The organism is Vibrio tubiashii ATCC 19109 (assembly GCF_000772105.1).
Classification (GTDB): Bacteria; Pseudomonadota; Gammaproteobacteria; order Enterobacterales; family Vibrionaceae; genus Vibrio; species Vibrio tubiashii.
Window position 1 is genome coordinate 13,713 of sequence record NZ_CP009356.1, and the last position, 26,560, is coordinate 40,272.

Below are 26,560 nucleotides of genomic sequence, written 5' to 3' on the forward strand. Positions count from 1 at the left end.
ATTGGGTGTTGACGCGCTTAGGCGTCAACACGGTGGCTTTTTAAACAACGTAGGAAAGGACAGCAATGAAAGGGATAGCCAAAACAATACTGGCAGTAGGTATCATGACGGTGAGCTCGGCGCAGGCGTTTGAGCTGACGAGCGATGACATTCGCGAAGGTCATCCGATGGACAAGACCTTTGAGTTTCAGGGGTGGGGGTGTGAGGGTGGTAACCTGTCGCCGCAATTGACGTGGAAGGGGGCCCCACCAGGAACCAAGAGCTTCGCGATCTCGGTGTACGATCCAGATGCCCCAACAGGCAGTGGCTTTTGGCATTGGTTGGCGTTTAATATTCCGGCGTCTGTCCATACCCTGCCGCGCGGCGCAGACATTAAAAAGTTAGGTGGAACGGAATCACGCATTGATTTTGGCACTGCTGGCTTTGGTGGGGCATGCCCACCCGTGGCAGATGGCATGCATCGCTATCAGTTTACCGTTTGGGCTTTACCGACGGCGAAACTGGAATTAGATGAGCAAACGCCCGCCGCGGTGGTTGGGTTCACTTTAAATAGTCTGGCGCTGGACAAAGTCACATTAACAGCGACTTATACGCGCTAGTTGTCGTTAGGCGGGGCTTGCTCGTCGTTTGAGGCGCGTTCACTTACGGCGTTTTTGGTGGTGGTTGTAGTGAAAGATCCTTACTGTAAAGAGCCGCTGGGTAACCAGGGTCGTACCCTTGTAGTCTTGGTGTCGCGAGCCGATTTGTGACGCCAAAGTATAAAGGGATCAGTGGCATGGTACCCCAAAGGTGCTCCTCGGCTTGCTGGTAGAAATGGACGCGTTCTGCGGTGGTGTCTGCGAGGCTGGCTTTCTCAAGGAGTGAGTCATAGAAGCGGTTGTGATAGTACTTTCCGCCGAGTGCATCACTGGCCAAGTAAGAAAGAAACGCACTGGCCTCATTGTAGTCCGCGCACCACCCCATGCGAGCGATTTGATATTCTCCCAGTCGAGTGCTAGAGAGGTAACTTTTCCACTCTTGGTTGAGTAGTTCGACTTTGACAGGCAAGGTTGATTGCCACATTGCACTGATGGCTAAGGCGATTTTTTTGATCGAATCGCTGGTGTTGTATAGGAGCGTTAGGTGCAGAGGGTGGTCTTTTGTATACCCAGCTTGTGCGAACAACTGCCGAGCAAATGAATCTCGGCGACTCTGCGTGAGATTGGCTAAGGCAGGTTGCCAGTTCGGGGCAGCTTGCGTTGTCGGGGGGATCAAATGGTAGGCAGGGATTTGGCCTTGTGCAAGCAGACGATCGGTAAGCACATTTCGGTCGATGGCGTAAGCCAGTGCCTGACGTATTCGAACGTCGTTAAGCGGGGGACGTAACGTATTAAATTGGTAAAACTCTGTGCATAGATTGGGTTTACGCAAAAGGCTCTCTGGCTGTTCTCGACGCAGTCGGGTGTAGTGCTCTAGAGGGACTGTAGAAGTGAGGTCTATCTCCCCCGTCATAAAGCGGTACATCTCAGAGATCGGGTTGTTAAGCGCGAGGTAGGTCACTCGTTCAAGCTCGGTATTGGCATGATCCCAGTAACTGGGGTTTCGGCCAAGCTCTAGACGTTCGTTAATCACCCACTCCATCAACAGGAAGGCGCCATTGGTCACGATATGTTGAGGTTGAGTCCAGTGATCGCCAAAACGTTGTATCGTTTTTTGATGGACAGGAAGAAAGCTTGTGTGCGCCAGCATATGGACAAAGTAGGGTACAGGGCGATCGAGTTCGACAAGGAGAGAATGAGGGCTCTCTGATTTGACCCCCAGTGCTGAGACTGGAGAGGCACCATCAATGATCGCTTGAGCGCCTCGAATGTGCGCCGCGCTGAGAAACCATGCATACGGAGAAGCGGTATTAGGGTCGACCGCTCGGCGCCAACTGTAAACATAGTCCTGGGCCGTGACGGGCTCGCCGTTTGACCAAAAAATGTCGTCGCGAAGGGTAAAGCGGTAGTGTTGATGATCGCTGGTTTGCCAGTGGTGGGCATTGCCGGGCACGAGATCACCGCGGCGGTTGGTGATCACCAGGCCTTCAAACAAATCACGCAGCACATTGCTTTCGGCCACACCTTGCGCTTTATGCGGATCTAAGGTGGCGACTTCGACGCCATTACCGATAGTCAGATGGTCAGCGCTCGCTGATAAAGAAAACAGTGAGAGTAGAATTAGGAGAAAGAGGCGAGTTTGAGCGTTATTCATAAGGCTGGGTCCGGTAGCAAAAAAAAAAGCAGTGAGAGGGCTCACTGCAAAACGGGGAGGAACTGTGGAGTCGCCTCGTGGTTTCCATTAATCATCGGAAAGCGCAATTAACTTATGGTTGTTTGTTGACTCATAGTCGCCAACGATCTGTGAATCAACACGACTTAATGTAAACCCAACACTCGTCAACAACTATTTATTAACGCGTATTAAGTGTCATTATTTAATGCACTATAACTAAATTTATTGGTGTGAATACCGCTATACGTATGGGGTTGATTCTAAAAAATAAATTTAAAAACATACAGTTATCATTTAGGCCCACCGCCGGTGTGTAGGTTCACGTTGGGCGAGGTGACGGACTAATAGGGATTGATTTTGCTTGTCGACGAGGCTATATGATGAGTATGAATTTGCGGGAGAAGGGTAGGAATATGGAGATTCAGGAACAACACAAAATTTTATTGAACAAAGGTCGTTTACGGGCACAACTGAAACACTGTTCTAGTGACGATTTGATGTTAGCTATCGACAATCTCACCACCGTGATACAAGAGCGTCGCCAAACGACGTTGAACAACAAACTAGCAAAAATCGCCCAACGGATTGATAGAGAAGGGATCGACGTTTCGTTATTACTTGCTCGACTTGGGCAAATGACCACCTCCGGCTCAACAAGTCAAAATGGCGCTTAATTTGACTGGCCAAGTGATAAACGATCAGCAGCGAATGGGATAAATCAAGGTGGCGAACATGCTGATGCTCAGCCTGAGCATAGACAAGATAGGCGTGTCGATTCGTGATTAGGGCCGTCACCTTGGATCGAACTGCGTTGTTTGCTTTGGTTCTTAGGAATCGAGGGTTTGTATTGACCGACTCTGGTGATAGCCACACTGGCGAAGAGGTCGTGATTGACTGGCCAGATCCGTCGACCTTGTCCCGTGTGTGTTGGCGGTTATCTTATGCGGGCATACGAGCGGAAACGGGGCTTCATCGACCTCCATGGCGCTCCGCTTGTACGGTTGTGTTGAGTTTAGAGGCGTTCTTGCCGTCCCACTTTGTGGCTGATGACATTGAGGCCATCGCGGGCCTCACCGCTTCAATATTAGGTCAAGATTGCGATCTTAAAAGGACGGGCATCATCATTCATGAACTCCTGCTATGAAAAGGGTGTGCTCCAAAAGACAGGTAAGGCATTGAAGACACTCAATAGATTAATGACAATGATCCCCAGCCCAAAAACAAAGACGATGAGTAAGGCAATGTTTCCACCATACACGCGATAGGTAGGGGAAGGGTTGTGACGCTTTTGGCGGGTTTTATACACTAACAATGCTGGAATGAGGCACATCCAAATTGCTGCGGCTGCGGCGGCCAGCGCAATAGCACTCACAAAACCAAAAGGCAGCAGTAATGAACACAAGAGAGGCGGCAAAAACGTTGCGGCCCAGGTTTTGGTGCGTCCTCGGCGACTGTTATCGAAATGCAACATGTCGGCCAAAAAGTCAAATACCCCCAAACCCACACCGACGAAGCTTGACAACAAAGCGGCGGTCGAAAAGCTGTTGATGAATAAGGTTGTGTAGCGATGGGGAATGAACTGGTTTACCGCTTCAAGTAAGGCGTCAATGTTACCACCTTGTTCGATCACGGCATGGAAAGCAGCCTGAGGTAAGTTACCATAAACGCACACCAGCCATATTGCGTAGCATAGAAAGGCAATAGACGTCCCCCCGATCAGAGAATATTGCGCCATGCGCTCATTGCGATAATAATCGCGCATTGACGAGACGGCATGATGATAACCAAATGAGGCGACGGCGATCGGAAACAGTGCCCAGATGTATTGGCTCTGCTGCCAGCTAACAATGCCCACTACGTGGTCGACATCGATATGAAAGGCCAGTTGAGTCGCACTGAAGGCAAAAGTGAAAATCACGATGATCATCAGTAAAACAGAAAGGCGATCCACCCAAAAAGTGGAATGCCAGACCACGTAAGAAAAGAGGGCAGTAAACGCAATCGAAGCATAGGGCACCGAGATGTCAAGATACTGATGGAGGAGTTGCCCGGCTGAAGAAATGTATGCATACAATAAAATGCCCCCCACGAAGTACACCATGATGTTGTTCAACCAGGTCATTGGGGTACCCAGTAAGTCTTGAGTCAGCGTTGAAAAAGAAGAAGTGTAAGGGTAGGTTTGGAGAACCTCTAGGATCAAGCAGCCACTGAGGGTCATCACTAACATGGTGACAAACATCGTAAAGAGTGACCACAGTGTCCAAGCCCCCGCCCCGACGGTCGGTAGACCAAGCATTCCAGCCCCAATACAGATGCTTGCGATGATGCATACTCCGCCGATCAAAGACGGGTGTTTTGATTGAGATGTTGTTTCCATTGTCAGGTTCGCTCTTATTGTGTCGTCTCGCAAGTCGCTAAGAAGAGACGGCTTTGTTACAGGGGGACGTGACGTTCGGCTAGCGATTTCAATGATGTTGGCAATCTTGGCTCTTTGACGCCACTGGCGGCTACTTTATGCGAGCCAGAGATCCGGAGCAGGTTATTACTTTTTATTAACGGTAATAATGTGAAGTCTCAGCGCTGTATGTCATCCGCCTCGTCTGAGAATGATGATTCAGTCTTCTTTCCAACCTAACGTTTCGATTGTATTGACGCTTCCATGGTGATGGGCGATGAATGGGGAATTATTGATAACTTTAGCAGATGATTAGGACTAATAGAGGTGGTGTTTCGGACTTAATATCGAGGTGATTTTCTCCAACTGTCTGATGTAATGGATTTTTTTGAAATTAGTGCAATTGAGTTCATGGTTTGTTTTTAAACATGTTCCGTTAACATATAGCGCATCAACAACGACGTATGAGGAAAGTAACGTGTACCAAGAACTTAGCGAATTGCTCGATGAGATCGGTTACGCTTTTGACAAGCATGAGCTAAAAATCTGTACTCTTCGAGCTCATAAAAATAAGGTTATCAAAGCCATGCTGGCTAAGGCCAGAGAGTTAGAGTTTGATATGTCAACCAACATCGCAAAAAGTGTTCTGTCCTCTATCATTAGCCAAGAAGAGATTGATGAACAAGAAGCCATCGAAATTCTTACCGATTACGTGACAAGTGACGTATCTAAACAGACTACGATGCGTGAACGTTTGTTTGCTGCGGCGATCCGCAAAAGCGAGGATTTTCACATTGTCATGTTACTAAATGGTGAGGGTGCTCGACGTGTTGTATAAAGAAGTACTGCGTGAACGCGCGAAAGAGGCGCTGCGCTGCGCACGCCTGCTTGAACTCAATACCGCTGAGCGCCATACAAAGGTATGTTTGATTGCCTGTATCGCCGATACTGACATCCACATCAACAATATTGGCGAGGTATTAAGCTTGTCTATTTCGAACCCAACGCAACTGTTGGTCGGAGCCTTTGAGAAAAGTGAGCTGATTGGACTCATCCAGCCGTTGATCGAGAACAACGGGGAGCCAGTCCTACCGTATCGAAAATAGCGACCTGTGCATTTTAACGCTTTGTTAAGCCGCTACGGTGTCATGGATGCCCGTAGCTTTGTTATTGGCTTAACAGTATTAGAATGTGCCTGCCAAAATCCCTTTCTCTAGTCAGAAACATTACTTTAAATGTGACGAGCCTATTTAGGATTCAATCACCTAATTATCATGATAATTAGATTGCTCTAATAGCGAACAATTAAATGACATTTATTTTTGCAACTAGGGCGTTGTCATTGGATCTGTCGTGGAAGCAGTTCATCAATTTTCCTTTTTCCGAATAGTAAGTAAGAAAATCGATTAAATCGTGACATGAAATTGATCTTACTCCCAAGTCAATGACTGTACCTGCATGATGCTTATTAAATTCAGAACCAACACGAATCAAAACCTTATCGGGTGAAAATATATTTTTTGCTTTGATAAGCATGGATCTGACTTTATTTTTACGCTTTGATTTGTCCCTAAATACTGGAGTTTGGGGAGGGGTACCTTTGAACGTAATATCATAACTGTTGGTGCTTGAAACGGCATTGGCAATCTGTTTTCCGATGGTATAGCCATCCAACACGACATCTTTAATGTTTGACAGATTAACCGCTGAATTCCCGATGGAACTGTTGGGGCTTGTCGCTTTCGATTTTGGGGAAACCACATTGCCCCCTTGGGCAACGATTTGCTCGGCAAGCATACCCGTAGCGGTTTTGACGCCCTCTCCAGCCTGGCTTGGAATGAGGCCTTTCAGAACTGGCGAGACGGTCTCCCCAAATTTCGGGCCTGCCCAAGCCATAGCAATACCGGACAGGTTATGGATGACGGCGTCGGCAAATGGGTTTTCCACCGCTGCGTTCAAAGTATCGCTTGGTTTGTTGATCCAAATTTTAATGCTCTCATAACGGTTTGTGACGTAAAAATACCGTGGATTGCGTGTCTCCATTTTGTCGAGTCCTACCACGATCGCCTCAAGCGTCCCGGATAGGCAGACATCTTTAACCGAGACGTCGTAAGGGCCTTTAAGGAGGCTGTTGGGGGAGGCGAGATCGATAATTCCTCGAACGGCGATACCAAGTTTTCTATCGGCTGCACACCCGTTTGCTTCATAGCAAATAGTGGCGTCGTCTGGGCTCCATGGGGCTTTCATGCGTTCCCTCTCTTTATCACAATAGGGTTTATGTCAACAATATATAAATGGGTGAGGAAAATAAAAATAATATCCTTACGAAAATTATAACTTTGTTCAAATAAATAGGGTTTTTATTATTGATTGACAAAGTTAAATGACTGTCCACTCTTTTTCAAGTCGCAATAAGAATTAACAGTTTTTATTCCAACGAACTTTGGGTTGTTATTTTTTATTATGCAACTCAATAGATACTTTATTTAATTGTGATGATTCATGGCGTGAATGGACCGCTAAAATGGCATATATGGTGGTTTTCTCAAACCAATGAAAATATAAACTGTCGTCGTCTATCAATAAATTTCGCCTTTGGGAAAACAAAGACATGGCGAAATATATTCACGATACCTTAATTAGCAAATTATGAGAGTCTATGCCATTTTTAAAATCTCAGGCTGAACAGCTTTCTCAACCAATCAGTGATGAGTTGGTGTGTGGTGTTTACTTGAAAATGGACAAAAGTGCGTTTCGTCCATTACGGAATGAGTTCAATGTTGCGCAAACCGCATTGCGTAAACTCAGTCAGAATCCGGCAGAAAGCGAAAAAGACGAGTTGATAGCCGCGTGTCACGCAAGTTGGCAGTCCTTGTCCGAGCGTTTGCTTGAAACTTTCGCCCACACCACGCGAGACATCGAGTTAATTTCTTGGTTTATCGCGGCTCAATGTTTGCTCGACCCTAGTCTTGAGAGTGCGGCCAATAGCATCGAATGGTTAGCGGACTTGGCAGAGCAGCACTGGGATCATCTCAACCCCGTCTTGACTGAAGAAAAACTCATATCCGACGAGAGTGCAGCCATCGCCAAGCAACAAGCTGAAGCGAAAATTAAGGCATTGATGCAACTGGTTGGGGAGAGTGAAGAGAGCTGTTTGCTGTATGGGCCACTGCTTCAACTTCCCTTGGTCGGAACGGTAACGTTTTATGACTACCAAAGCGCTGAGCGCCGAGGTGAAACCAGTCAATTAAAGTCGTCTCTCTCCGCAGTAGTCGCTCAAGAGCGCGCTGCCATCACCGCTAAATTGGACAATTTGAGCCAAGCACTCGCGCAGTTGGATAGATTACGCGTAAACGTCGCTCAGCGAAGCCAAGCATTAGGCGTCAAAGCGGCCAATTTTGGCTTCGTGACGGGATTACTGCGTCGCGTGGACCAAGCGCTATTTCATCTCACTGGGATCAAAGTGACGGCGACGACGGAGCCGAAAGCCGCAGCGCCTGCTGATGAGCCTTCTGTGGCTTCCGAGTCCACGATTATTGAGCCATCGACTTGTACATCGGAGCCTTTGCAGCCTGAGACAACGTCACAGCACCTCCATGCTGGGAACTTGTCCGCGTTGGGCGCGCTCAACAATATGAACCGTGATCTGGCGTTCCATCTATTGAGAGAGATCGCGGACTATTTTCGCCAAAGCGAGCCGCATAGTCCTAGCGCTTTCATGTTAGAGAAGGTGATTCGTTGGGGCTATCTCCCTCTGCCAGAGTTGTTGCAAGAGATGATGGCAGAGAAAAGCGCTGACTCGGTCAGTGCAATGTTTAATGCCGTTGGGCTCAATCACCTTGAGCAGGTGACTCTGCCTGAAGTGACACGCCCAGCGATCACCCCGGTGCCTTCGGTGGCTCCGCAAGTTTCGGAAGCACCAAGTGCCCAAGAGTTAGTATCACAGACTTCCCCTGTCGATACCCAACCTCAACAAGATGACGAACCTAAATCCTCAGCGAAATCTGGCTTGAGCTGGTAATCGTCTTTTTAAAAATAAGGAAAAAACATGGCAAGTATTTATATGCGCGTTAGCGATCTTCAAGTTGAAGGGGCGGCAACAATTGGTCAGCTTGAAACGGCTGAGGGCAAAAATGATGGTTGGTTTGCTATCAACTCCTATGCGTGGGGCGGTGCACGTAACGTTGCGATGGACATTGGTAACAGCACCAATGCTGACTCCGGTATGGTTGGCGTGAGCGAAGTCAGTGTCACTAAAGAAGTGGATGGTGCGTCGGAAGACCTTCTGTCTTACCTATTTAACCCAGGCAAAGACGGTCGTACGGTTGAGATCGCGTTCACGAAACCAGCGAACGAAGGCCAAGGTGTGGAAGTGTACTTCCAAATCAAACTCGAAAAAGCACGTTTGGTTTCTTACAACGTGAGCGGTACAGACGGCTCACAACCTTTTGAGAGCCTGTCGCTGTCTTACACGTCGATTTCTCAGAAGCACCACTATGAAAAAGTGGGCGGCGAGCTGCAAAGCGGCGGCGTTGTGACCTACGACTTACCGACCGGAAAAATGACGTCTGGTAAGTAATCCTTCAAGGCGCATTATCGCTCATAGTGCGCCTGTTTTTAGCCAATCTCTAAACTAGGACACTGTTATGTCATTGAACTCGCAACACAAGCGCGTCAGTAAGAACCGAGTCAGCATCACGTACGACGTGGAAACCAATGGTGCTGTTGAAACCAAAGAACTGCCGTTTGTCGTCGGTGTAATTGGTGATTTCTCGGGCCATAAACCGGAATCGGAAAAAGTCGCGCTTGAAGAGCGTGAATTTACTGGCGTTGATAAAGACAACTTCGACTCTGTGATGGGGCAAATCCACCCACGTTTGTCGTACAAAGTGGACAACAAGCTAGCAAAAGACGACACCCAATTTGATGTGAATTTGAGCTTTCGCTCGATGAAAGATTTTCATCCGGAGAATCTGGTTGAGCAGATCGACCCACTTAAGCAGTTAGTTGAGACACGTAATCAACTCAAAGTGTTGTTGAGTAAAGCGGACCGCTCAAGAGATCTCGAGAGTTTGTTAAAAGAAGTTCTACAAAGTACAGACGCCATCAATGGCTTAGCTGAGGAACTTGGTTTAAATCAGGAGGGCGGCGAATAATGTCGGTAGAACAACAAGCAACGCAAAATGTGGCAGAAGCAGAGGCTTCACTGAGTTTTCTTGATCGTGCGATCAGTGCGACCGCCCAGACGCCGGTCGATACGACGAAAGAGTTGTTGAGCATTATGACGGCCCAAGCGCTAGAAGGGACCGTTACGTGGGATAAAAACCTCACACTGACGATTGAGAAAGCCATCGGCCAGCTTGATCGCAAGATCTCTGAGCAGTTGTCTACAGTGATGCAAAACGCTGAGTTCCAGAAAATGGAAGGGTCTTGGCTGGGTCTGCAAAAACTCGTTAAAAATAGCGAGTTAGGACCAGATTTAAAGATCAAACTGGCGGATTACACCAAAGAAGAACTGCTTGAACAATTCGAAGATGCCCCAGCAATTGATCGTAGTCGCTTTTTCAACATGGTGTACCAGGAAGAATTTGGTACGGCCGGGGGTCAGCCATACGGTGCTCTCCTTGGGGATTACGAGTTTGGTTACGGTGATGAAGATGTGTCCTTGCTTCGTTACATGGGCGAAGTCGCGTCGGCATCTCACTCTCCATTTGTTGCGGCGGCAAACGCTGGCATGTTCGATTTCAATTCATTCAGTACCTTTGCTGAAGGTAAGCCAGTCGCTACAGGCTTTGACTCGCCAGCGTATGCAAGTTGGAATGCATTCCGTGAAAGCGATGACTCGCGTTACGTAGCGCTGACCTTACCTAAGACAATGGCACGCTTACCCTACGGCGCGGATACAGTGCCAGTGAAGTCTTTTGCGTTTGAAGAGCTGAAAACACGTGACAACGGTCAAGCCATTGTGTCATCAGACAACGAGTTTGTTTGGAGCAACGCAGCGTATGAATTTGGCTTACTCATGACTCAAGCCTACACAAAATACGGTTGGTGTACGGCGATTCGTGGTACGGAAAATGGCGGCAAAGTTGAAAACTTACCGAACTTTACGCACGTGTCAGATGCCGGTGATCTACTGCAGCAATGCCCGACTGAGGTCAACTTTACCGATGAACGCGAGAAAGAACTGAGTGATCTGGGTTTCTTGCCGCTCGTGCATTACAAAAACACGAACTACGCGGTATTTATGGGCGCGCAGACGACGCACAAGCCAAAGACTTACACAGATCCTGATGCAACCGCAAACGCCGCAATTTCAGCTCGTTTACCTTATACGATGGCTAGCAGCCGCATTGCTCAGTACCTCAAAGTCATGGGCCGTGACCGCATTGGTTCTAACTTAAATCCAAGCGATGTTGAGCGTGAGCTGAACAGTTGGATCAATCAGTACGTGAACCCAAATGCGATTGGTAACGATGCGAAAGCCACGCACCCGTTGGTTGAGGCAAAAGTCACCGTCGAAGAACAAGCTGGCCGACCTGGTGCTTATTCAGCGGTGGCCTACCTTCGTCCTTGGCTACAGATGGAAGAATTGACGACCTCATTACGTATGGTCGCAAACATCCCTGGTTAATCTGATTCGGGGGCTCATAGCCCCCGAATGTTTTGCATTGAGTTTTTGATGAAAGTTGACTCCGAAATACCACTCAGCCCAATAAGCTCTTCCGCCTGGCAGGCCTTATTAGCTAAGGCGCCACGTCAATCAAAAGTGCAATTCAAAGCATGGCTTACTCGTTTGATTGCTCAGCTTGATGCACTGCTCAGTGACCAGCTATCTGAAGTCATTCAGCATCCGCAGTTTCAGCAACTGGAAGCGTCTTGGACTGGAATCGAATCTTTAACAGAGGTTCAAGTTTCGCAGCGTCGTGTGAAAATTAAGCTGCTCGATGCCAGTTGGCAAGTGGTGGCTTCCGATCTTAACCATTCATTCGATTTAAAGCATTCGGGGCTGTATCAGAAATTATATGCCAACGAGTTTGATACGGCGGGAGGAGTGCCTTTCGGGCTTGTCATGGTTGACCATAAGATCAGTGCCGACTACAACCCAGATCAAGAGTGGGATGACTTATTCACTCTTCAACTGTTATCTGAGTTGGGTGAAATGGCATTTTGTCCAATGGTGTTAGGTGTTGATGAACTCTTTTTTGGGGATGACCCTCGTCGACAACTGCATGATCGAGCTCGTATAGACCGTATTCTAAGCAGCCGTGATCTCGTGTCGTGGCAACTGCTACGAGGGCGCAGCTCGTCACGTTTTCTCCACTTAGTGATGCCAGAGTTTTTAATGCGCCAACCTTATCAGCATTGTCCTGCTGGCTTTCTGTTTAACCAAGAACAACGTGAGCATTGTGCCTTATGGGGGAACAGTGGCTACCTGGTCTTGAGTAATGTGATGCGCGAGTTTGACCGCATCAGTTGGTTTGGGTTTTTGCGTTCATACGATGACACTGGAAACTATGGAGCGGTAGTGCCGAACTCTGGATCACTGCGCACGAAAGTAGACTTGTTTGCAGAGGACGATGGCTTTTGGGCCGCGCAGGGATTCATGCCCTTAACGAGCCTTTATTTGAGTGATCAAAAAGGATTTTTTAGCAATCAGTCCGTCTGGCAAGCCCCGAGCCCAGATCAACGTCAACTAGGAATGCTACAGACCAATTTGATGGCCTGCCGATTTGGTCACTACATCAAAGCACAAATCCGTGATCAGGTTGGACGGTACGACAGTGTGGAAAGTTGTCGACGTAGCCTTGAGCGGTGGCTGGATCAATACATCAGCAACGTGAGCTATGGAGAAGACTCGATCTTAGCGCGGTATCCCCTCCGTTCCTGCTATGTGCGAATTGAAGAGTCAGAACACGATAAGACGCGTTATCTGTGTGAAATCATGCTCCAGCCTCAGTATCAGTTTGAAATGATGGACGCCAAAGTCGTGTTGACCGCGTCGGTATCTGGACAAGAAGTGGGAGAGAGTCAATGAGTCTAATGGCAAAACTCAATCAGGGGTGGCGCAATGACATTGATGCCGTCCGCGACGTCATTGTGGATAACGTTTGTGATTTGATCTCGAGTCGGGCACCTCTATGGTCGAACGAGCCATCTATCCCAGAAGCGACCATTGCTGGCTTGGGGATGCGAAATATTGCTCGCGCACAAAGTAAAACAAACACTGCCGACATTATTGACGAAATTGAAGCGCTAATCCGTTTCTATGAGCCACGTTTAACGCAGGTTGAAATTGAGGTGCAGGAAGGGACAAACGCGACGAACCAACTGAGTTTTCGTCTGTCTGCTGTGGTCCACTCCGATCTTGGCGATGAAGCCATCGTGTTGGACTCCTTTCTGGATCTCAGCAGCAACAAACTTGATGTAAGGAAGTCTAATTTTGTCTAATTCATTGCTTTCCTATTTTGAACAAGAGCTGCGTTTTATTCGCAATGAAGCCACACAATTTGCCGAGCGCCACCCAGGGGCAGCGCGCGCGCTCAGTATACGCAAAGACAGTATTGATGACCCACAGATCGCTCGTCTGATCGAAAGTGTTGCACTGATGAACGGTAAGTTACAGCAGCGTCTTGATGACTCTTATCCGGAACTGACCGAAAGCTTGGTTACCTTGCTGTTTCCGCATTACTTAAGACCGATCCCGTCCTATACCATGCTGGATTTTGAGGTGGAGAAGGACGCCAATGCTAAGCATATGATTCCCAAAGAGACGGAATTCGACTTAATGGGGGAAGGGGAAGAGCCGTTAGTGTTTCGAACGACGGAGGACATCGAGATTTTTCCGATCTCCGTCTCGTCAGCCGACGTGTTATTTGCACCTTTTGAGCTGGCTAAGCCATCAGGGGCAGAGAGTGCGAAGGCAATGTTGGAGCTGACCATCACGGCGACCGATGAAGGCATTGAACTCAGTGAGTTGGGTATGGAAAGCCTCACTCTGCACCTCAAAGGAGAAAGCCACTTTGCTTTGCGTCTTTATGATGTCTTGGCTCAAGGTGTTGCTCAGGTGGCACTTCAATGCGAAGGCGGTGCGGTGCTACTGGGACCATCGGCATTGCAACCCATTGGTTTTGACGCTGAGAACACGGTATTGCCCTACCAGGCAGCCAGTTTTGGTGGGTTCAAACTGCTGACTGAGTTCTTTATGTTTCCCGACCGTTTTCAGGGGTTTAGTCTCGATTTGACGCGCCTTGGTCAACGACGTCTAGGGGCGGAATGTCGGCTTCAAATCTTCCTTGATGAAATCAGTGTGGAGCAGGCGCGAAGCATCCAGACCCAGCACTTTTCATTGTTTAGCGTCCCTTTAGTGAACTTGCACAGCAAGATCTCTGAGCCTATCCATATTGACTTCAGCCAGAAGCAATATCCGGTATATCTCGACAGCAATCAACGCAGTGATTTGGAAGTATTTTCTGTCGACGAAGTGGTGGACGTTACAGAGGGTGAACCGTGTGTGGTGCCGCCTCTGTACGGGGAAAAATACACCAGCACAAACAATTCATTGCGATGGCAACTTGTGCAAAGTATCCATGAAAGAGGGGTGCTGAGCAGCAGTTTGAAAGTGGCAGACTTGGGACACGTCAGTGCGAAGGTAGGGGAGCGCGTCTGGACTGTCACCACCACGGCTAGCGATGGTGTGAGCGCAGGTTCACTCCCAGTAACAAGTCAAATTGCTTGTCGTGATGCGCTGACAATACCTGCCACAATGAGTTTGTCACGCAGGCCGACGTTGCCAGTACGAAGTCGAGACGCCAATAAGAATGTGTGGGCGCTGCTGTGCCACTTGCATTTTAACTACCATGCCATTTTGGGTACCGACAATCCAACGGCTACCTTGAGAAATGTACTGGAGTTGTACAACCACAATCAAGCCGTGCAGAACCAAGTATATATTGATGCCCTACTGGAGATTACCCAAGAGCAGGTTGTGGCACCGCTCCGTGTCTCTGGCAAAACGTGTTTTGCCTACGGAACAAAGATCGCTGTGACGTTAGAAGCCAGTAACGTGAATGGGGGCATTGCTTTGTTTGCCCACTTACTGGATCGATTCTTTGCCTACTTTGCGGGCTTTAACAGCTTCACGCAGTTGGATGTTTATCTCGAAGGACAAGATGGTGTTTATCTGTCCTTCCCAAGGAGAACCGGGTGCAAGAGTCTATTGTAAGTCGATTGACCTCGGGTGGCTTCGCGGGTCAGTTGGAAAAGGCGTGGCAGATGTTCAAGCATCAAGCGCATCTGGCGGGGCAACGACCTGAAGTCAGGTTCAAAGCCGAAGTTCTTCCTGCCTATTACCAGACTCAGGTGTCTCAAGTCACGTCTGACCGAGCTGGGACATTCATCGTGTCAACTTCGGTTGCTGCGTTGTCTGGCAATGGAGGAGCGATGCCCCGAGCGATGTACAGCGGCGCGCTCTCAGCGCGATTTAAACGGGGGGACGAAGCCGCCTGTGATTTCTTTGACACGTTTAACAACCGCTATTACCGCCTGCATTGTGAGACCGAACAAAAACACGATCTGGCCTATCAAGTTGAAGAAGAGCACTTCCATTGGAACCAACACCGTCAGTCGATGACTGGCATGCTGTCTTCACTGGCTGGTCAGACGGGAGAGATGCGCGCTATACCCGAAGATCACTTGGTGCAATACACCGGATTGCTTGGGCTGAAGCTGACGTGTCCGCTCGCTTTGAAAGCGTTGCTGGAGGACTATTTTGATGCGGAGTTTGATATCGCCCGAAGTGGACTAGAGTACCTCCCTCTTACGGAATGTTCGTTAACCCAAATTGGGCAGAGTGGTCAGAATCAACAGCTTGGGATAGGTGCGTTGGCAGGGAAGAGTACACCGATGCTCGGGCACAAACTCGCGATCAAAATTTGTCCCAGAAACTACGCCCATTACCTTGCCATTCGGCATGACGAGAAAATGATACATGCGATTGATCATATGGTGCGCAGTTACATGGGGGTCAATACCAAGTTTGCTTTGTACATGAAAGTGCGAAGCCAGTACCTGCCGCGAGTCACGCTCTCTTCCGACCATCAGAAAGCACTGCGAATAGGGCAGTCTGCGTGGATGGACAATCAATCAACCCAACCACAGTTTGTGGAAATGCCACTGGCGAAAAGTTAGGAAAAAAGAATGATCAACATTGAACTGCAGAGCTTGGTTAAAAGGCTGACACCAGCGTTAAAAAACGCTTTAGAGTCAGCCGCTGGTGAATGTGTCAGCCATACTCATTTCTCGATAGAGCCAGAACATTGGTTCTTACTATTGCTGCAGCAAAGTAAAGGATGGGATGCGGCGTTGCAACAAGCATCCTTATCGAAAGCTCAAATCCTCGAGCGTTGTCATGCTCATTTAACAGGGTTACCTCGTGGGAATGACTCGTCCCCCGCGCTGTCACCAGAGTTGGTTGAGTTACTGAAAGATGCCTGGATGTTAGCCTCGCTGAACAATCAACAATCGGTTGTCAACGAGTATCACGTTCTCATGGTGCTTAAACAGCGAATGGAACAGAGCACTTACAATGGTGTCTTGAGTGGCTGGGTGACAACGTTATCGTCAGAGTGGTTGCGCCAGCAGGCTTTGGTGGCCAATACGCCCAGTCCAATCTCGGAGACGTCCGAAAGCATGGTCTCAGCCCGTGGTGATTCCACCACGCCGGCTTTGGACAAGTACTCGCAAAATTTAACGGAGGCCGCACGAAGCAGAACGTTAGACCCGATCACGGGGCGTGGTGATGAAATTCGTAAGGCGATTGACATCTTGTGCCGTCGACGTCAAAACAGCCCCATCTTAGTCGGTGATCCCGGTGTGGGAAAAACCGCTATCGTTGAAGGATTGGCACAAGAAATTGTCAATGGCAATGTCCCGCCTGCGCTCGAGAATGTTGAGCTGCGAAGCCTTGATCTATCCCTACTCCAAGCGGGTGCGAGCATTAAGGGGGAATTCGAGAATCGCTTAAAAGATGTCATCAATGAAATTAAGCAATCGCCGACACCGATCATCATGTTTATTGATGAGGCACACACGCTGATTGGCGCCGGAGGCGCTGCAGGTCAAAACGATGCGGCGAACATTCTTAAACCAGCCCTGGCTCGGGGGGAATTTCGCTCTTTAGCGGCGACGACGTGGGCGGAGTACAAACAATACTTTGAATCGGATGCGGCACTGACGCGACGCTTTCAAGTCGTGTCTGTTGACGAGCCGAGTGCTGAGGATGCGGTGCATATGCTACGCGGCGTTAAACGAAGCTTGGAAAAGCACCACAGTGTCAAAGTGATGCAGCAAGCCATTGATGCGGCTGTGTCGTTGTCTATCCGTTATTTACCCGAACGCAAGTTGCCGGACAAGGCGATCAGTTTGTTGGACACTGCGTGTTCACGAATTGGGTTAAGCCAAAGTGCCACTCCACGTCAAATGGAGGCGGTGGCAGAGCAAATTCGCTATACCCGCAATGAAATTGACACGCTATCGCATGAAGCGGCCTTATGGTCGATGGATGACCCTCGATTAGCGGCGGCAAAGCAGCGGTTGACTACCTTAGAGGCTGAACATCAGGCCATTGAATCACGCTGGAATGAGGAGCGTGATTTAGTGACGTCAATCCTCGAATTGCAAACTCGTCTGGATGAGGAGCTGCAAGATCAGGGCGAGATCACGTCCAATGAACTAAGAGACACGCTATCTGAGAAAATGGCGGCATTGGCCGAACTGCAAGGCGAGCAGCCATTGGTTCTGCCTCAGGTGACGGCACAGACGATCGCGGAGGTGGTTGCACTGTGGACTGGGATCCCTGTCGGCAACATGTTAAGCCAAGAGGTCGAGCGACTGATGGCGCTTGAGTCACACATTGGTGAACGTGTTATTGGCCAGATCACCCCAATTGCTGAGTTGTCACAGGCGATACGTCTTTCGCGAGCGGGATTAACGGATCCGCGCAAGCCTGTCGGTGTGTTCTTAATGTGTGGACCGAGTGGGGTCGGCAAAACCGAAACGGCGTTGGCTTTAACTGATTTGCTGTATGGGGGCGAGCGTAATATCACCACCATTAACATGACGGAGTTTAAGGAAGCGCATAAGGTCTCGATGCTGCTGGGCTCGCCAGCAGGCTATGTTGGATACGGAAAAGGAGGCGTCTTGACGGAAGCGGTACGCAAAAACCCTTACTCAGTACTCCTGCTGGATGAAATGGAAAAAGCGCACCCAAGTGTGCATGACATCTTCTATCAAATCTTTGATAAAGGGGCGATTTCAGACAGCGAAGGTCGCCATGTCGATTTTCGCAACACCATTATCATCATGACCTCAAACGCCGCGGACAGTGCCGTCGTGGATGCTTGCTCAGAAGAGCGACCTGACGTTCCTTCTCTGACTCACACGATCTTTCCTGAACTGCAAAAACACTTTAAGCCAGCGTTTTTAGGTCGAGCAACGATTGTGCCTTATTTCCCACTCAATGACGACGAAATGGCAAAGATCGCGGCGTTATCTCTTCAGCGAATTCGCCAGCGTGTTGATGAACACTACGGGGCGAGCTTTGATTACGACCCACAAGTGATTGAGCAGTTAGTTCATCTGAATGAGTCCCCGGAAACAGGGGCGCGAGCCATTGAACAAATCATCAATCGTCAATTGATGCCTAACTTGGCGAATCAATGCATTCAACGCATGAGCGAGAACCAGCCGGTGGAAGCGGTACATGTTGGTGTCGACAGCAATGGCTTGTTCGACATTCGCATTCAATAACAAGTGATAAAGAGGCGTTAGACCTCACATTAAGCAGCGGTGAGTGATCACCGCTGCCTTGACCAACAACGACGTGAGTTTTTGATTTTTTTGTTGCTAGGGGCGATGTCAGCGCTCCCACGTTAGCAACGTTACATCATGAGTAAGATATAGATGACGCAACCTGTTTTTTCTAAGTCACAACTGGAATGGATTCGACACAACCTCACTGTCGCCGTGATCCACGGTGGGGACAAAGCGCGCGCGGAGAGCTTTATTTTCGAGAACTTAAGCCCGCGTTCAACTAAGACGTACGAACCTGTGGCGCACGATATCGCGAATGCTCTGCGAGAATCGGGTTTTCAACATGTGGAGGTATTGGCTGAGGACATTGATCTTGCTCAGCAGTTGAAAGACAAAGCCATTGACTTAGTGATCACCAATAGCGGGGGACTTCAGGGATTTGATTCGATGTGTCATCTGCCATCCACATTGGAGATGTTGGGCGTCCCTTACGTCGGACATTCGCCAATGACGGCAGGCATATTGGATAACAAACACCTCTTTAAGCATGAGATCCACGCCGCGGGATTACCGACGACACCTTTTATTACTATAGGCATTGACGAACGCTTCGAGGATGACGTCAAGCAAAGCGCGATTGACCAAATTGAGGCGCAGTTTTCGGATGGGTTTATCGTAAAGCCTGTGTCTGGGAGAGCGTCGATCCATGTTTACCCGGTCTTTTCGAGAGAGGCCTTGGCAGGGGTGGTCGAGAAAGTGCGTGCAGCGACGGGGAACACGGTGATGATCGAACCCTTTCTCGGCGGTCGTGAATTTGTGGTGGCGGTGGCAGGCGAGTTCATTTTCAAGTCTGGTCAGCTTACACAGTCGGATACACCGCTGGCTTTTTCTATCACTGAGCGTGTGCTTGGCGAGGACGAGCCGATTTTTACGTCTATGGACGTAAAACCCATCACCCAAGATCGTCTGATTGCGGTCACCGACGAACCTCTGCGTAGTGAACTGGCAGCGATTGGGCAGAAAATTTACCGCCAATTGGGTCTTCAAACGCTGGTTCGCGTTGATTTACGTATGGATAGCACTGGCAAAGTGTACGTTTTGGAAACGAATCCAAAGCCGGACCTTAAACGCCCTCAAGGGGACAACGTCAGTTTGGTTTGCCATGACTTAGCCCGTGAAGGCATGGACTACACAGATCTCGTCCAGTCACTGGTCTTCAATCGTCTGTCTTTCTTAAAACAGAAAAGACCGATGGCGTTGGCCCACTGCCTAACGGCGCAATTTGATGCTTTGCAGGAGTAATGGTTGAACACGTTTAAGCAATACAGTCGCTTGATGCTTGGGGCGTTATTGGTCCTGTTGTCACTGATGTTGATCTTCGTCGTGGGCTATGCCCAGGCATTGAAAAGCTATCAACAACAAAGCCGAGACGCCATTCTAGCCCAAACGGAAGCGGCCAGAATCGGTATAGAGCAAGTGCTGAACTCTGGGGTCCCGCTGCCTGACATTGCGGGGTTAGAAAAAGTGTTGGCTCCCATCGCAGATGCCGATTCGTCAGTGGTCGATATCCGCGTGATCTCGGGACAACAAGAATTGTATCGCTATACCGATGAAAGCATGCTCGGAAGCTTGGTCAGCATCCCTTTGAACAACAAGTTTACCCAGGTGGGAGCATTGGAAGTGATGCTCAGTGATCATGAGATTGCCAAGACAATTGATGGGCACTTCAAACCCATGCTGGGGTTGGTGCTCTTTTTGACCGCCGCGTTTGTGTTTTTTGTGCTTCGAAGTGCCAATCCTAAGATCTACTTTACCGCATTTGGCGGGGTGTTTTTGGCAATGTCCACGAGTGTATTTTTAATGGTGGGGGCTCTGTATAAGTCGGGTTTGGAGAACAAAGCCGACTCCATGGCCAACATCGTAACGCAGCGATTAGCGCCTGTATTGAGTGCTGGAATTGGGTACGAGCAAGTCAGCGGTATTGATCGAATGTTGGACAGTTTTCGTCAGTCCAATCCTGAAGTTTCATCCATCTCCGTGTCGCAAGGGAATACGATGATCGCCAAAAGTCAGGCTCGCGCCGATTCCATGGCTGTGGAGAGTATGGCTGCGTTTCTTGTGGAGGATACCAAAGGCAGCCAAGTTACGGTGGCCTTTGATCCCAAGGCATTGCTGGCTCAACTCCTGAAAACGCTGAAAAACTTTGCGATCTTGTTCGCTGGGTGTGCGTTCATCTGCTTTGCATTTGTGCGTTTGCTTTGTCACTCCAAGGCACAATCTGACAATGAGGCCGTGTTAGCAAAAGTGAAACCTTTGTTGCTTGTGACGGTATTGATGGAGTCATTGATGGCGCCCGTATTGCCGCAATATTTGACGCAGATAGCGGTGGAGAGTGGCGCGAGTGAAAGTTGGTCCTCGTACTTTTTCACCCTGTACTTCGTTGGATTTGCTGCGACATTACTGCCGGTGGCGCGATTACTCGAAGTGTGGGATATCCGCAAAGTGTTGGGGTCAGGGATCATACTGTCGTCGCTGGGTTGCTTACTTTTGGCGTATGACTCTCAATTGATGACGGTGCTCGTGGCTCGTTTGATTTCAGGGGTGGGTCAAGCCACGATCTTCATTGCTGTGCAAGGGTATATCTTGCGCTGCAGCGATCAAAGCAACAAAACGCAAGCCGCCGGTATTATCGTGTTTTGCTTTAATGCGGGCTTTATTTCAGGCGCCGCAATTGGTGCGCTCTTGGCGGACACTGTGGGGGTTCAGGGCATCTTCATGTTGGCGGTGTTTGTTGGGGGGTTAATGTATCTGTTCGCGTTGACTCTCCCTTCGATGGCGATGCAAGCCACAAAGCAGGGGACGTTAAAAGAAAACTTCACCGCCATGGTCAAAGATGCGTCAGCACTGATGCGAGTCCCTTCGTTTATGCGCACAATGTTGCTGGTAGGGATCCCGACCAAAATGATGCTCACAGGTGTCGTGTTTTTTGCCGTACCTATCTTGTTATCGAATGCCGGCGTAGAGCGAGAGAGCATCGGTCAAGTATTGATGGCGTACGCTTTTTCCGTGTTATTTGTTAGCGGCAAGGTGTCACCGATGATAGACCGAGTAGGCTCGGCGAAATGGGCGCTGTGTCTTGGCAGTGGCGTCGGTGCTGTCTCACTTATTTTGTTGTCTTTTTCTTTCCGTTTTGAAGACATAACGTATCTGGTTTTACTTGCCACGTTTGCGATGTTAGTCATGGGGATTTCCCACGGATTGATCAACGCCCCAGTTGTGACGCACGTAGTGACGTCGACTCAGGGCGCGAACGCGAACTCAGTCGCGTCAACGTATCGCTTCCTTGAGCGACTCGGACATGTTTTGGGATCCATTGTTGTTGGAGCACTGCTGACTCATTTGGGACACACTTGGGCGTTTTTCACCCTATCGATCTTCTTTGGTTTCGCCGGGGCGACGATGTGGCTTCTTGATCGAACGCCAAGCATGGAGGGGCAGTCATGAAGAGGTTGATGGGAGTTTTGCTGTGGGTGACGATGTCATCGTTCGTTCAGGCGAAATGGCCTCAGTGGTTGGGAGAACCGCTCAGAGACAATCATTCGGTGGAGTGGGAAATAAAGGCTCAAGAGGGGGACGTTGTGTTCGCGCCGCGCGCAGAACGTCCGCGTGTCTGGGTGCTTATTTCACGCAAAGCGGACTCTTACGATGTGGCCCTCTCCACCATGCTCAAAGTCTTTCGTCGCGAGATGCCTAATGTCTCATTTCGAGTGTTCTTATTGCCAGCGACTCAGCAGCAGTTGCGAACGTGGACGCATGCGGCGGAACGCGAGGCGGCTCTGATTTACAGCGTGGGATCGCGGGCGACGGTGTCGCTTCATGAGGTTTATTCGGGCGGAAAACTGCCGGTGATCTCAGTTAATGCCAAAGATCCTGTCTTGATGGGGCTGACAGACAACTACCAAAGCAGTGGAAACAACTTTGCGTATACATCTTTAAACTTGCCAGCGGATATCACGCTTAACTTCTTACGTCGTTTCCGACCAAGCTTGACGCAAATTGGTGTGCTGTATGCCAAAACCAACACCAGTGCTTACTTGACTCAGTACCTACCACTGAAAATGGAAGCAGAAAAGCAAGGTGTGCGAGTTTTTCCTATTGAAGTGGATGAAACCCAACCCGGACAAACGCTAGAAGAAAGCATGGCAGCGCAAACGCAAGCCATGCGAGTTGGTGATGATACGTTTGAGCGTTCACTGCTTTGGTTAACTGGCAGTTCGAGTTTGCTCAGTCGGATTGATGAGATAAACCAGTATTCGCAGCGTTTACCTTTGCTGACGGCAGTACCGGATGCGGTCAATGCCAGTGCGCAAAGTGCGTTAATGTCGGTTGGTGTCGGGTTTGAAAACAACGCACATCAAGCGGCGCTCTATGGTCTTCGCATTCTGAACGAAGGGGTAAAGCCTCATTCTTTACCTGTTGGACTCCTGTCCCCCCCTGATATTGCGATCAGTTTTAAACAAGCTGAGCGAGTCAACACCCCTGTACCATTCGTTTTGCTCGAAATGGCGAGTGACATCTACGCCAGTGATGGCAGTGTTGTGCGCTCTGCGGGCATGAGCATGGAGGAGCATACACCATGAGAATCGTTCTATTTCTGCTGCTAATCATTGGAAGTAGCAGTCAATCGGCGTGGGCGTTCAGTCGACCAGACCGTTTACTGCTCGCAACGCAAGAGTGGTTTCCCTACCAGTATCAAGAGAACGGGGTAATGAAAGGCCCAGGGATCGATAAAGTAAAATGCGTAATGCGCCATCTGGATCAGCCCTATCAACTGACCATGACCAAATGGGACCGCGCGCAACTGATGACTGAAGTTGGGTCTCAACATGGTTTTTTCTTGGCTTCACACAACAGCAAACGCGATGAGTATGCTGAGTATTCCGCACCTTTGGAAGAGCAGAATTGGAGTTGGTTTTCTCTGTCGGATTCGACGGAGGTCGACAGTGCGATGTTCAAGTCTCAAATCAAGGTGGCGGCGTTGTTTGGCTCGAACAAATGGTTTTGGTTACAGAAAAACGGCTATCGCGTCAGTAAAAAACCAAGAACCCCTAAAGCGTTGATTGAGTTACTGCTCAACGGCGAAGTCGGTGCCATCTTAGGAAATGACGCCGTGATCGACGAAACCATCAAAAAAATGGGCGTTAGCTACCGAGCCATATCCCGTACTCGTGTTCAGTCCCAGTCTTTGGGGGTGTACTTTTCCAAAGCCTTTATCAAGCGATATCCCCGTTTTCTGGCGGAGTTTAATGACGCGGCCGAACAGTGCCGTTAGCGTTCAATATGGATTTAATGACAGGTCAATTATATGCCTCTATCAATCAGAATAATCAGTTCTCCGGACGGTGAAAGCATTGCCGAGTGGAATCAAGCCTTTCCTGAAGACGGTGGTGATATCGGTCGTGCTTTCGGGAACACATTGCAGCTCAGTGATGCCAGTCGGGAAATTTCGGGAACGCATGCGATCATTCGCAAGAATTCGCGTGGGTACCAAATTGCCGACAACAGTACCAACGGGTTGTTTATCAATGGATCTGACAAGCCATTAGGGAATGGAAACCAATCGACTCTTAGCGATGGAGACGTGCTGGATATCGGTCGTTACCGCCTACTGGTGTCGTGTTTTGTTCCTGATCTTGCTGTTGTGAAATCTGGATTGGGAGCGGAGCGTCATTCCCCTTTTGGAGACGACCCGTTTAGTCAAGAGACTCCTATCGTTGGTGAGATCCCAACTGAAGAAGTGGATGAACCGGAGGTCGTGATCTCCACGTTGGATGTGGTTGATGACGATCCGTTTGTCGCCCATGTCCCTCCTCCTCAACAGGCGGCGGCGTCGTTAGATCTTGAGTTTCAATCTGCGGATGAGGACCCGCTTGCCGAGGCTGAGGTCAGGGCGATCTTCCCACCGTCGGAGGTGTCTGCTGCTCGTCATCCGGATCTCGGCACGTCTGTTCGCCCTACAGCCTATGCGTTAGCGGAATTGCAACATCATGACCAACGCTCCCAAGACCGAACTGACAAAGCCTTAGAAATGGCGTTGACCCGTTTGTTGTCAGACATTTCACCAACTGCCATGGAGAGCATGTTTGATGAGCTGTCTGGTAACGGGTTTTGGTCTCGCAAGCCTAAGTATTGGGAGATGTACAAACATTACTTTCATCGTCAGGTCGACAATCGTGACTGGCAAGTGAAGTTTCAAGCGTACTTTCGAGAGGCGCTGCGTCTTCAGAGAAATTTAGAAGGGGAAAAGTGATGAATATTCGATTTTGGGTACCGCTGCTGGCGCTGTGGTTGTCTGGCTGCAGTTTATGGAGTGAGGACTTAGGGCAACCAAGGTTGGTCGTTAATCTGTCGGCGGCAACAAACATTAACCCGAATGCAGAAGGTAAACCTTCTCCAGTGGAGCTGCGAGTGTACCAACTCACCAAACGCAATGCGTTTGAGCAAGCGGATTTTATTCAAATCTATGACGACGATCAGGGGATCTTAAAGTCTGAGCTAGCGGTTGTGCGTCAATTACCAAGCTTGTTGCCAGGTGAATCGCGTCAGGAGGTTATTCCATTGGGGGCCGGCGTTCAATTCATCGGTGTCATTGCGGGGTTCGCTGATTATCGCGAAGCAAAAAATAAGGTGATTTATCAACCTGTTATTGTCCATTCGGCGGCAATCAACATAGAAGTAGATGGCATCAATCTTACGGTGTCTGGGGAAGAAGAATAATGGACAACAATAAAGTTGTATGGAGTGAGGGGATGTTTTTATCGCCCCAGCACTTCCAGCAGCAAGAGCGCTATGTTGAGAACTTCACGCGTGAGTTTGCAGGTCAAGTCAGCCCGAAGTGCTTCGGTGTTACGCACCTCGAGTTAGATCGTTCAATGCTCAATATTGGCAAAGTCTCTGTGCGCCGTGCTAAAGGGATATTCCCAGATGGTACCCCTTTTGTGGTTGATCAAGCGCTGGTCGTTGATGTGCCTAAAAACACCCATCACAAAAAAGTGTATTTGGCGCTTCCGGTTACCCGACCAGGCGCCGTAGATGTGGGCGAGGACGCCAGATTAAGGCACCGTGCTCTGGAACATCCTGTGTATGACACAAGCCGAGAGCAAAGTGATCCCGCCGCGTTGGAATTGGCCATTTTGAATATACAACTCAAGCTTGAAGGGGATGAGCTTGAGGACTTTGTCTTGTTGGCCATCGCGGAAATCAGTGAGCATAAGTCTGAGGGTGCGGTTGTGCTCAATCAAGCCTTTGTTCCCCAGTGTTTGCATTTTGGGGTCTCGACTTATTTGTCTGATTGTATCGCGGATGTGTTTGCACAGGTTCAGTACCGTTCGCGCGCCATTCATGCCCGCCTTCAGGCAGAGGCAAACAGCAAAAGTTACCAATCTTTGATGCGTGACTATCTATGGCTACAGGTGTTGGGGAGTTGGATGCCGAAACTTGAACAGTGGCATCTCGATCCTACGTTATTGACGCGACACCTGTACCTAGAATGTGTGTCGATGGCCGGTCAGATGCAAGGGCTTGAAGGTAAGATGCCAAAATCTTTTCCTGCTTGGAACCCAGACGATCTCTACGCGGTGTTTTCGACGGTGTTCTCCGAGCTCTTAGTCTTGTTACGCGAAGTGCAAATTGACAATGTTTCCACCTTAGCTTGGGACAAGCAACTGTTTGTTAGTCGTCGTTTGCTGCGCACCATAGTGGACGATCGCAGCCTGTATCATGAAGGTCGATTTATCATGGTGGTGTCGTCGTCTATTGGGGCGACTCGCTTGGGTGAAGAGTTCCCTCGCGCTGCTAAGTTAGCCGGCAACAGTGATATCGCAGGGTTGGTGCGTAATGCGCTGTCTGGCATTCCATTACGTCATTTGCCGTATGCTCCGTCGGAGCTTAAATCGTTGAACGATGCTGCCTATTTCGAAGTCGACACTAAGTCGGACTTGTGGCAAACCCTTGTCAAGCGAGACGAGGCAATCGCGTTACATATCGACGAACGAATCGATGACATTCGTGTCGACTTCCATGTGATTAGGTAGGTGTGAG

24 protein-coding genes are annotated in these 26,560 nt (G+C 49.2%); 21 read left to right on the top strand and 3 right to left on the bottom strand.

The annotated features are described in order from the left end of the window. Positions 1-65 precede the first annotated feature (65 nt). Positions 66-599: a YbhB/YbcL family Raf kinase inhibitor-like protein gene (locus IX91_RS23205; protein ID WP_004744281.1), complete on the top strand. Its 534-nt coding sequence runs from the start codon at positions 66-68 to the stop codon at positions 597-599. Positions 600-642: 43 nt separating this feature from the next. Here the strand turns inward: IX91_RS23205 and IX91_RS23210 are convergent, their stop codons facing one another. Continuing rightward, positions 643-2,232: a peptide ABC transporter substrate-binding protein gene (locus IX91_RS23210; protein WP_004744280.1), complete on the bottom strand. Its 1,590-nt coding sequence runs from the start codon at positions 2,230-2,232 to the stop codon at positions 643-645. A 434-nt stretch (positions 2,233-2,666) separates the two neighbouring features. On the opposite strand from IX91_RS23210, the gene IX91_RS23215 reads away from it, so the two are divergent. Both IX91_RS23215 and IX91_RS23220 read left to right on the top strand, forming a co-directional pair. Next, positions 2,667-2,927: an H-NS family histone-like protein gene (locus tag IX91_RS23215; RefSeq protein ID WP_004744279.1), complete on the top strand. Its 261-nt coding sequence runs from the start codon at positions 2,667-2,669 to the stop codon at positions 2,925-2,927. 122 nt (positions 2,928-3,049) lie between these two features. Then, positions 3,050-3,397 carry a hypothetical protein gene (locus IX91_RS23220; RefSeq protein ID WP_236643022.1) on the top strand — a complete coding sequence of 116 codons (348 nt, stop codon included), beginning with the start codon at positions 3,050-3,052 and terminating at the stop codon, positions 3,395-3,397. On the opposite strand, the gene IX91_RS23225 is transcribed toward IX91_RS23220, so the two are convergent. Continuing rightward, positions 3,392-4,630 carry an aromatic amino acid transporter gene (locus tag IX91_RS23225; protein ID WP_004744277.1) on the bottom strand — a complete coding sequence of 413 codons (1,239 nt, stop codon included), beginning with the start codon at positions 4,628-4,630 and terminating at the stop codon, positions 3,392-3,394. The two genes, IX91_RS23220 and IX91_RS23225, sit on opposite strands and share 6 nt — an antisense overlap. 496 nt (positions 4,631-5,126) lie before the next feature. Here IX91_RS23225 and IX91_RS23230 point away from each other — a divergent pair, with 496 nt between their 5' ends. Further along, positions 5,127-5,486, top strand: coding sequence for a hypothetical protein (locus IX91_RS23230; protein WP_004744276.1), 360 nt, complete (start codon positions 5,127-5,129; stop codon positions 5,484-5,486). After that, entirely contained in the window at positions 5,476-5,754 is a 279-nt protein-coding gene (locus IX91_RS23235; protein WP_004744275.1) for a hypothetical protein, read from the top strand. Before IX91_RS23230 ends, IX91_RS23235 begins: the two co-directional genes overlap by 11 nt. Positions 5,755-5,953: 199 nt before the next feature. Here the strand turns inward: IX91_RS23235 and IX91_RS23240 are convergent, their stop codons facing one another. Continuing rightward, positions 5,954-6,895: a hypothetical protein gene (locus tag IX91_RS23240; protein WP_004744274.1), complete on the bottom strand. Its 942-nt coding sequence runs from the start codon at positions 6,893-6,895 to the stop codon at positions 5,954-5,956. A 412-nt stretch (positions 6,896-7,307) separates the two neighbouring features. On the opposite strand from IX91_RS23240, the gene IX91_RS23245 reads away from it, so the two are divergent. The 16 genes from IX91_RS23245 (at position 7,308) to tssK (ending at position 26,553) form a co-directional block, all read left to right on the top strand. Then, positions 7,308-8,669: a type VI secretion system protein TssA gene (locus tag IX91_RS23245; protein WP_004744273.1), complete on the top strand. Its 1,362-nt coding sequence runs from the start codon at positions 7,308-7,310 to the stop codon at positions 8,667-8,669. 27 nt (positions 8,670-8,696) lie between these two features. Further along, positions 8,697-9,227, top strand: coding sequence for an Hcp family type VI secretion system effector (locus IX91_RS23250; protein ID WP_004744272.1), 531 nt, complete (start codon positions 8,697-8,699; stop codon positions 9,225-9,227). A 67-nt stretch (positions 9,228-9,294) separates the two neighbouring features. Further along, positions 9,295-9,804, top strand: coding sequence for a type VI secretion system contractile sheath small subunit (tssB, locus tag IX91_RS23255; RefSeq protein WP_004744271.1), 510 nt, complete (start codon positions 9,295-9,297; stop codon positions 9,802-9,804). Continuing rightward, positions 9,804-11,282 carry a type VI secretion system contractile sheath large subunit gene (gene tssC, locus IX91_RS23260; RefSeq protein ID WP_004744270.1) on the top strand — a complete coding sequence of 493 codons (1,479 nt, stop codon included), beginning with the start codon at positions 9,804-9,806 and terminating at the stop codon, positions 11,280-11,282. The genes tssB and tssC overlap by 1 nt, the downstream gene beginning before the upstream one ends. Positions 11,283-11,330: 48 nt before the next feature. Then, positions 11,331-12,686: a type VI secretion system contractile sheath domain-containing protein gene (locus IX91_RS23265; protein ID WP_004744269.1), complete on the top strand. Its 1,356-nt coding sequence runs from the start codon at positions 11,331-11,333 to the stop codon at positions 12,684-12,686. Further along, on the top strand, positions 12,683-13,099 hold the full coding sequence (gene tssE, locus IX91_RS23270) for a type VI secretion system baseplate subunit TssE (protein WP_004744268.1): 417 nt from the start codon (positions 12,683-12,685) through the stop codon (positions 13,097-13,099). The genes IX91_RS23265 and tssE overlap by 4 nt, the downstream gene beginning before the upstream one ends. Next, positions 13,092-14,873, top strand: coding sequence for a type VI secretion system baseplate subunit TssF (tssF, locus tag IX91_RS23275; protein ID WP_004744267.1), 1,782 nt, complete (start codon positions 13,092-13,094; stop codon positions 14,871-14,873). Before tssE ends, tssF begins: the two co-directional genes overlap by 8 nt. Continuing rightward, on the top strand, positions 14,855-15,838 hold the full coding sequence (locus IX91_RS23280) for a type VI secretion system baseplate subunit TssG (protein WP_004744266.1): 984 nt from the start codon (positions 14,855-14,857) through the stop codon (positions 15,836-15,838). The genes tssF and IX91_RS23280 overlap by 19 nt, the downstream gene beginning before the upstream one ends. A 9-nt stretch (positions 15,839-15,847) precedes the next feature. After that, positions 15,848-18,457 (top strand): type VI secretion system ATPase TssH, encoded by a 2,610-nt coding sequence (gene tssH / locus IX91_RS23285; protein WP_004744265.1) that lies wholly within the window; start codon positions 15,848-15,850, stop codon positions 18,455-18,457. A gap of 153 nt (positions 18,458-18,610) precedes the next feature. Beyond that, a complete protein-coding gene (locus IX91_RS23290) occupies positions 18,611-19,762 on the top strand; it encodes a D-alanine--D-alanine ligase family protein (protein ID WP_004744264.1) in 1,152 nt (383 codons plus the stop codon). Between the two features lie 3 nt (positions 19,763-19,765). After that, entirely contained in the window at positions 19,766-21,964 is a 2,199-nt protein-coding gene (locus tag IX91_RS23295) for an MFS transporter (RefSeq protein WP_004744263.1), read from the top strand. Further along, entirely contained in the window at positions 21,961-23,100 is a 1,140-nt protein-coding gene (locus tag IX91_RS23300) for an ABC transporter substrate binding protein (RefSeq protein ID WP_004744262.1), read from the top strand. Before IX91_RS23295 ends, IX91_RS23300 begins: the two co-directional genes overlap by 4 nt. Continuing rightward, complete coding sequence (locus IX91_RS23305) at positions 23,097-23,792, top strand: substrate-binding periplasmic protein (protein ID WP_004744261.1); 696 nt, start codon at positions 23,097-23,099, stop codon at positions 23,790-23,792. The genes IX91_RS23300 and IX91_RS23305 overlap by 4 nt, the downstream gene beginning before the upstream one ends. Positions 23,793-23,825: 33 nt before the next feature. Next, on the top strand, positions 23,826-24,770 hold the full coding sequence (locus IX91_RS23310) for a type VI secretion system-associated FHA domain protein (RefSeq protein ID WP_004744260.1): 945 nt from the start codon (positions 23,826-23,828) through the stop codon (positions 24,768-24,770). Continuing rightward, positions 24,770-25,237: a type VI secretion system lipoprotein TssJ gene (gene tssJ, locus IX91_RS23315; protein WP_004744259.1), complete on the top strand. Its 468-nt coding sequence runs from the start codon at positions 24,770-24,772 to the stop codon at positions 25,235-25,237. The genes IX91_RS23310 and tssJ overlap by 1 nt, the downstream gene beginning before the upstream one ends. After that, on the top strand, positions 25,237-26,553 hold the full coding sequence (tssK, locus tag IX91_RS23320) for a type VI secretion system baseplate subunit TssK (protein WP_004744258.1): 1,317 nt from the start codon (positions 25,237-25,239) through the stop codon (positions 26,551-26,553). Before tssJ ends, tssK begins: the two co-directional genes overlap by 1 nt. The last annotated feature ends 7 nt before the right edge of the window (positions 26,554-26,560 follow it).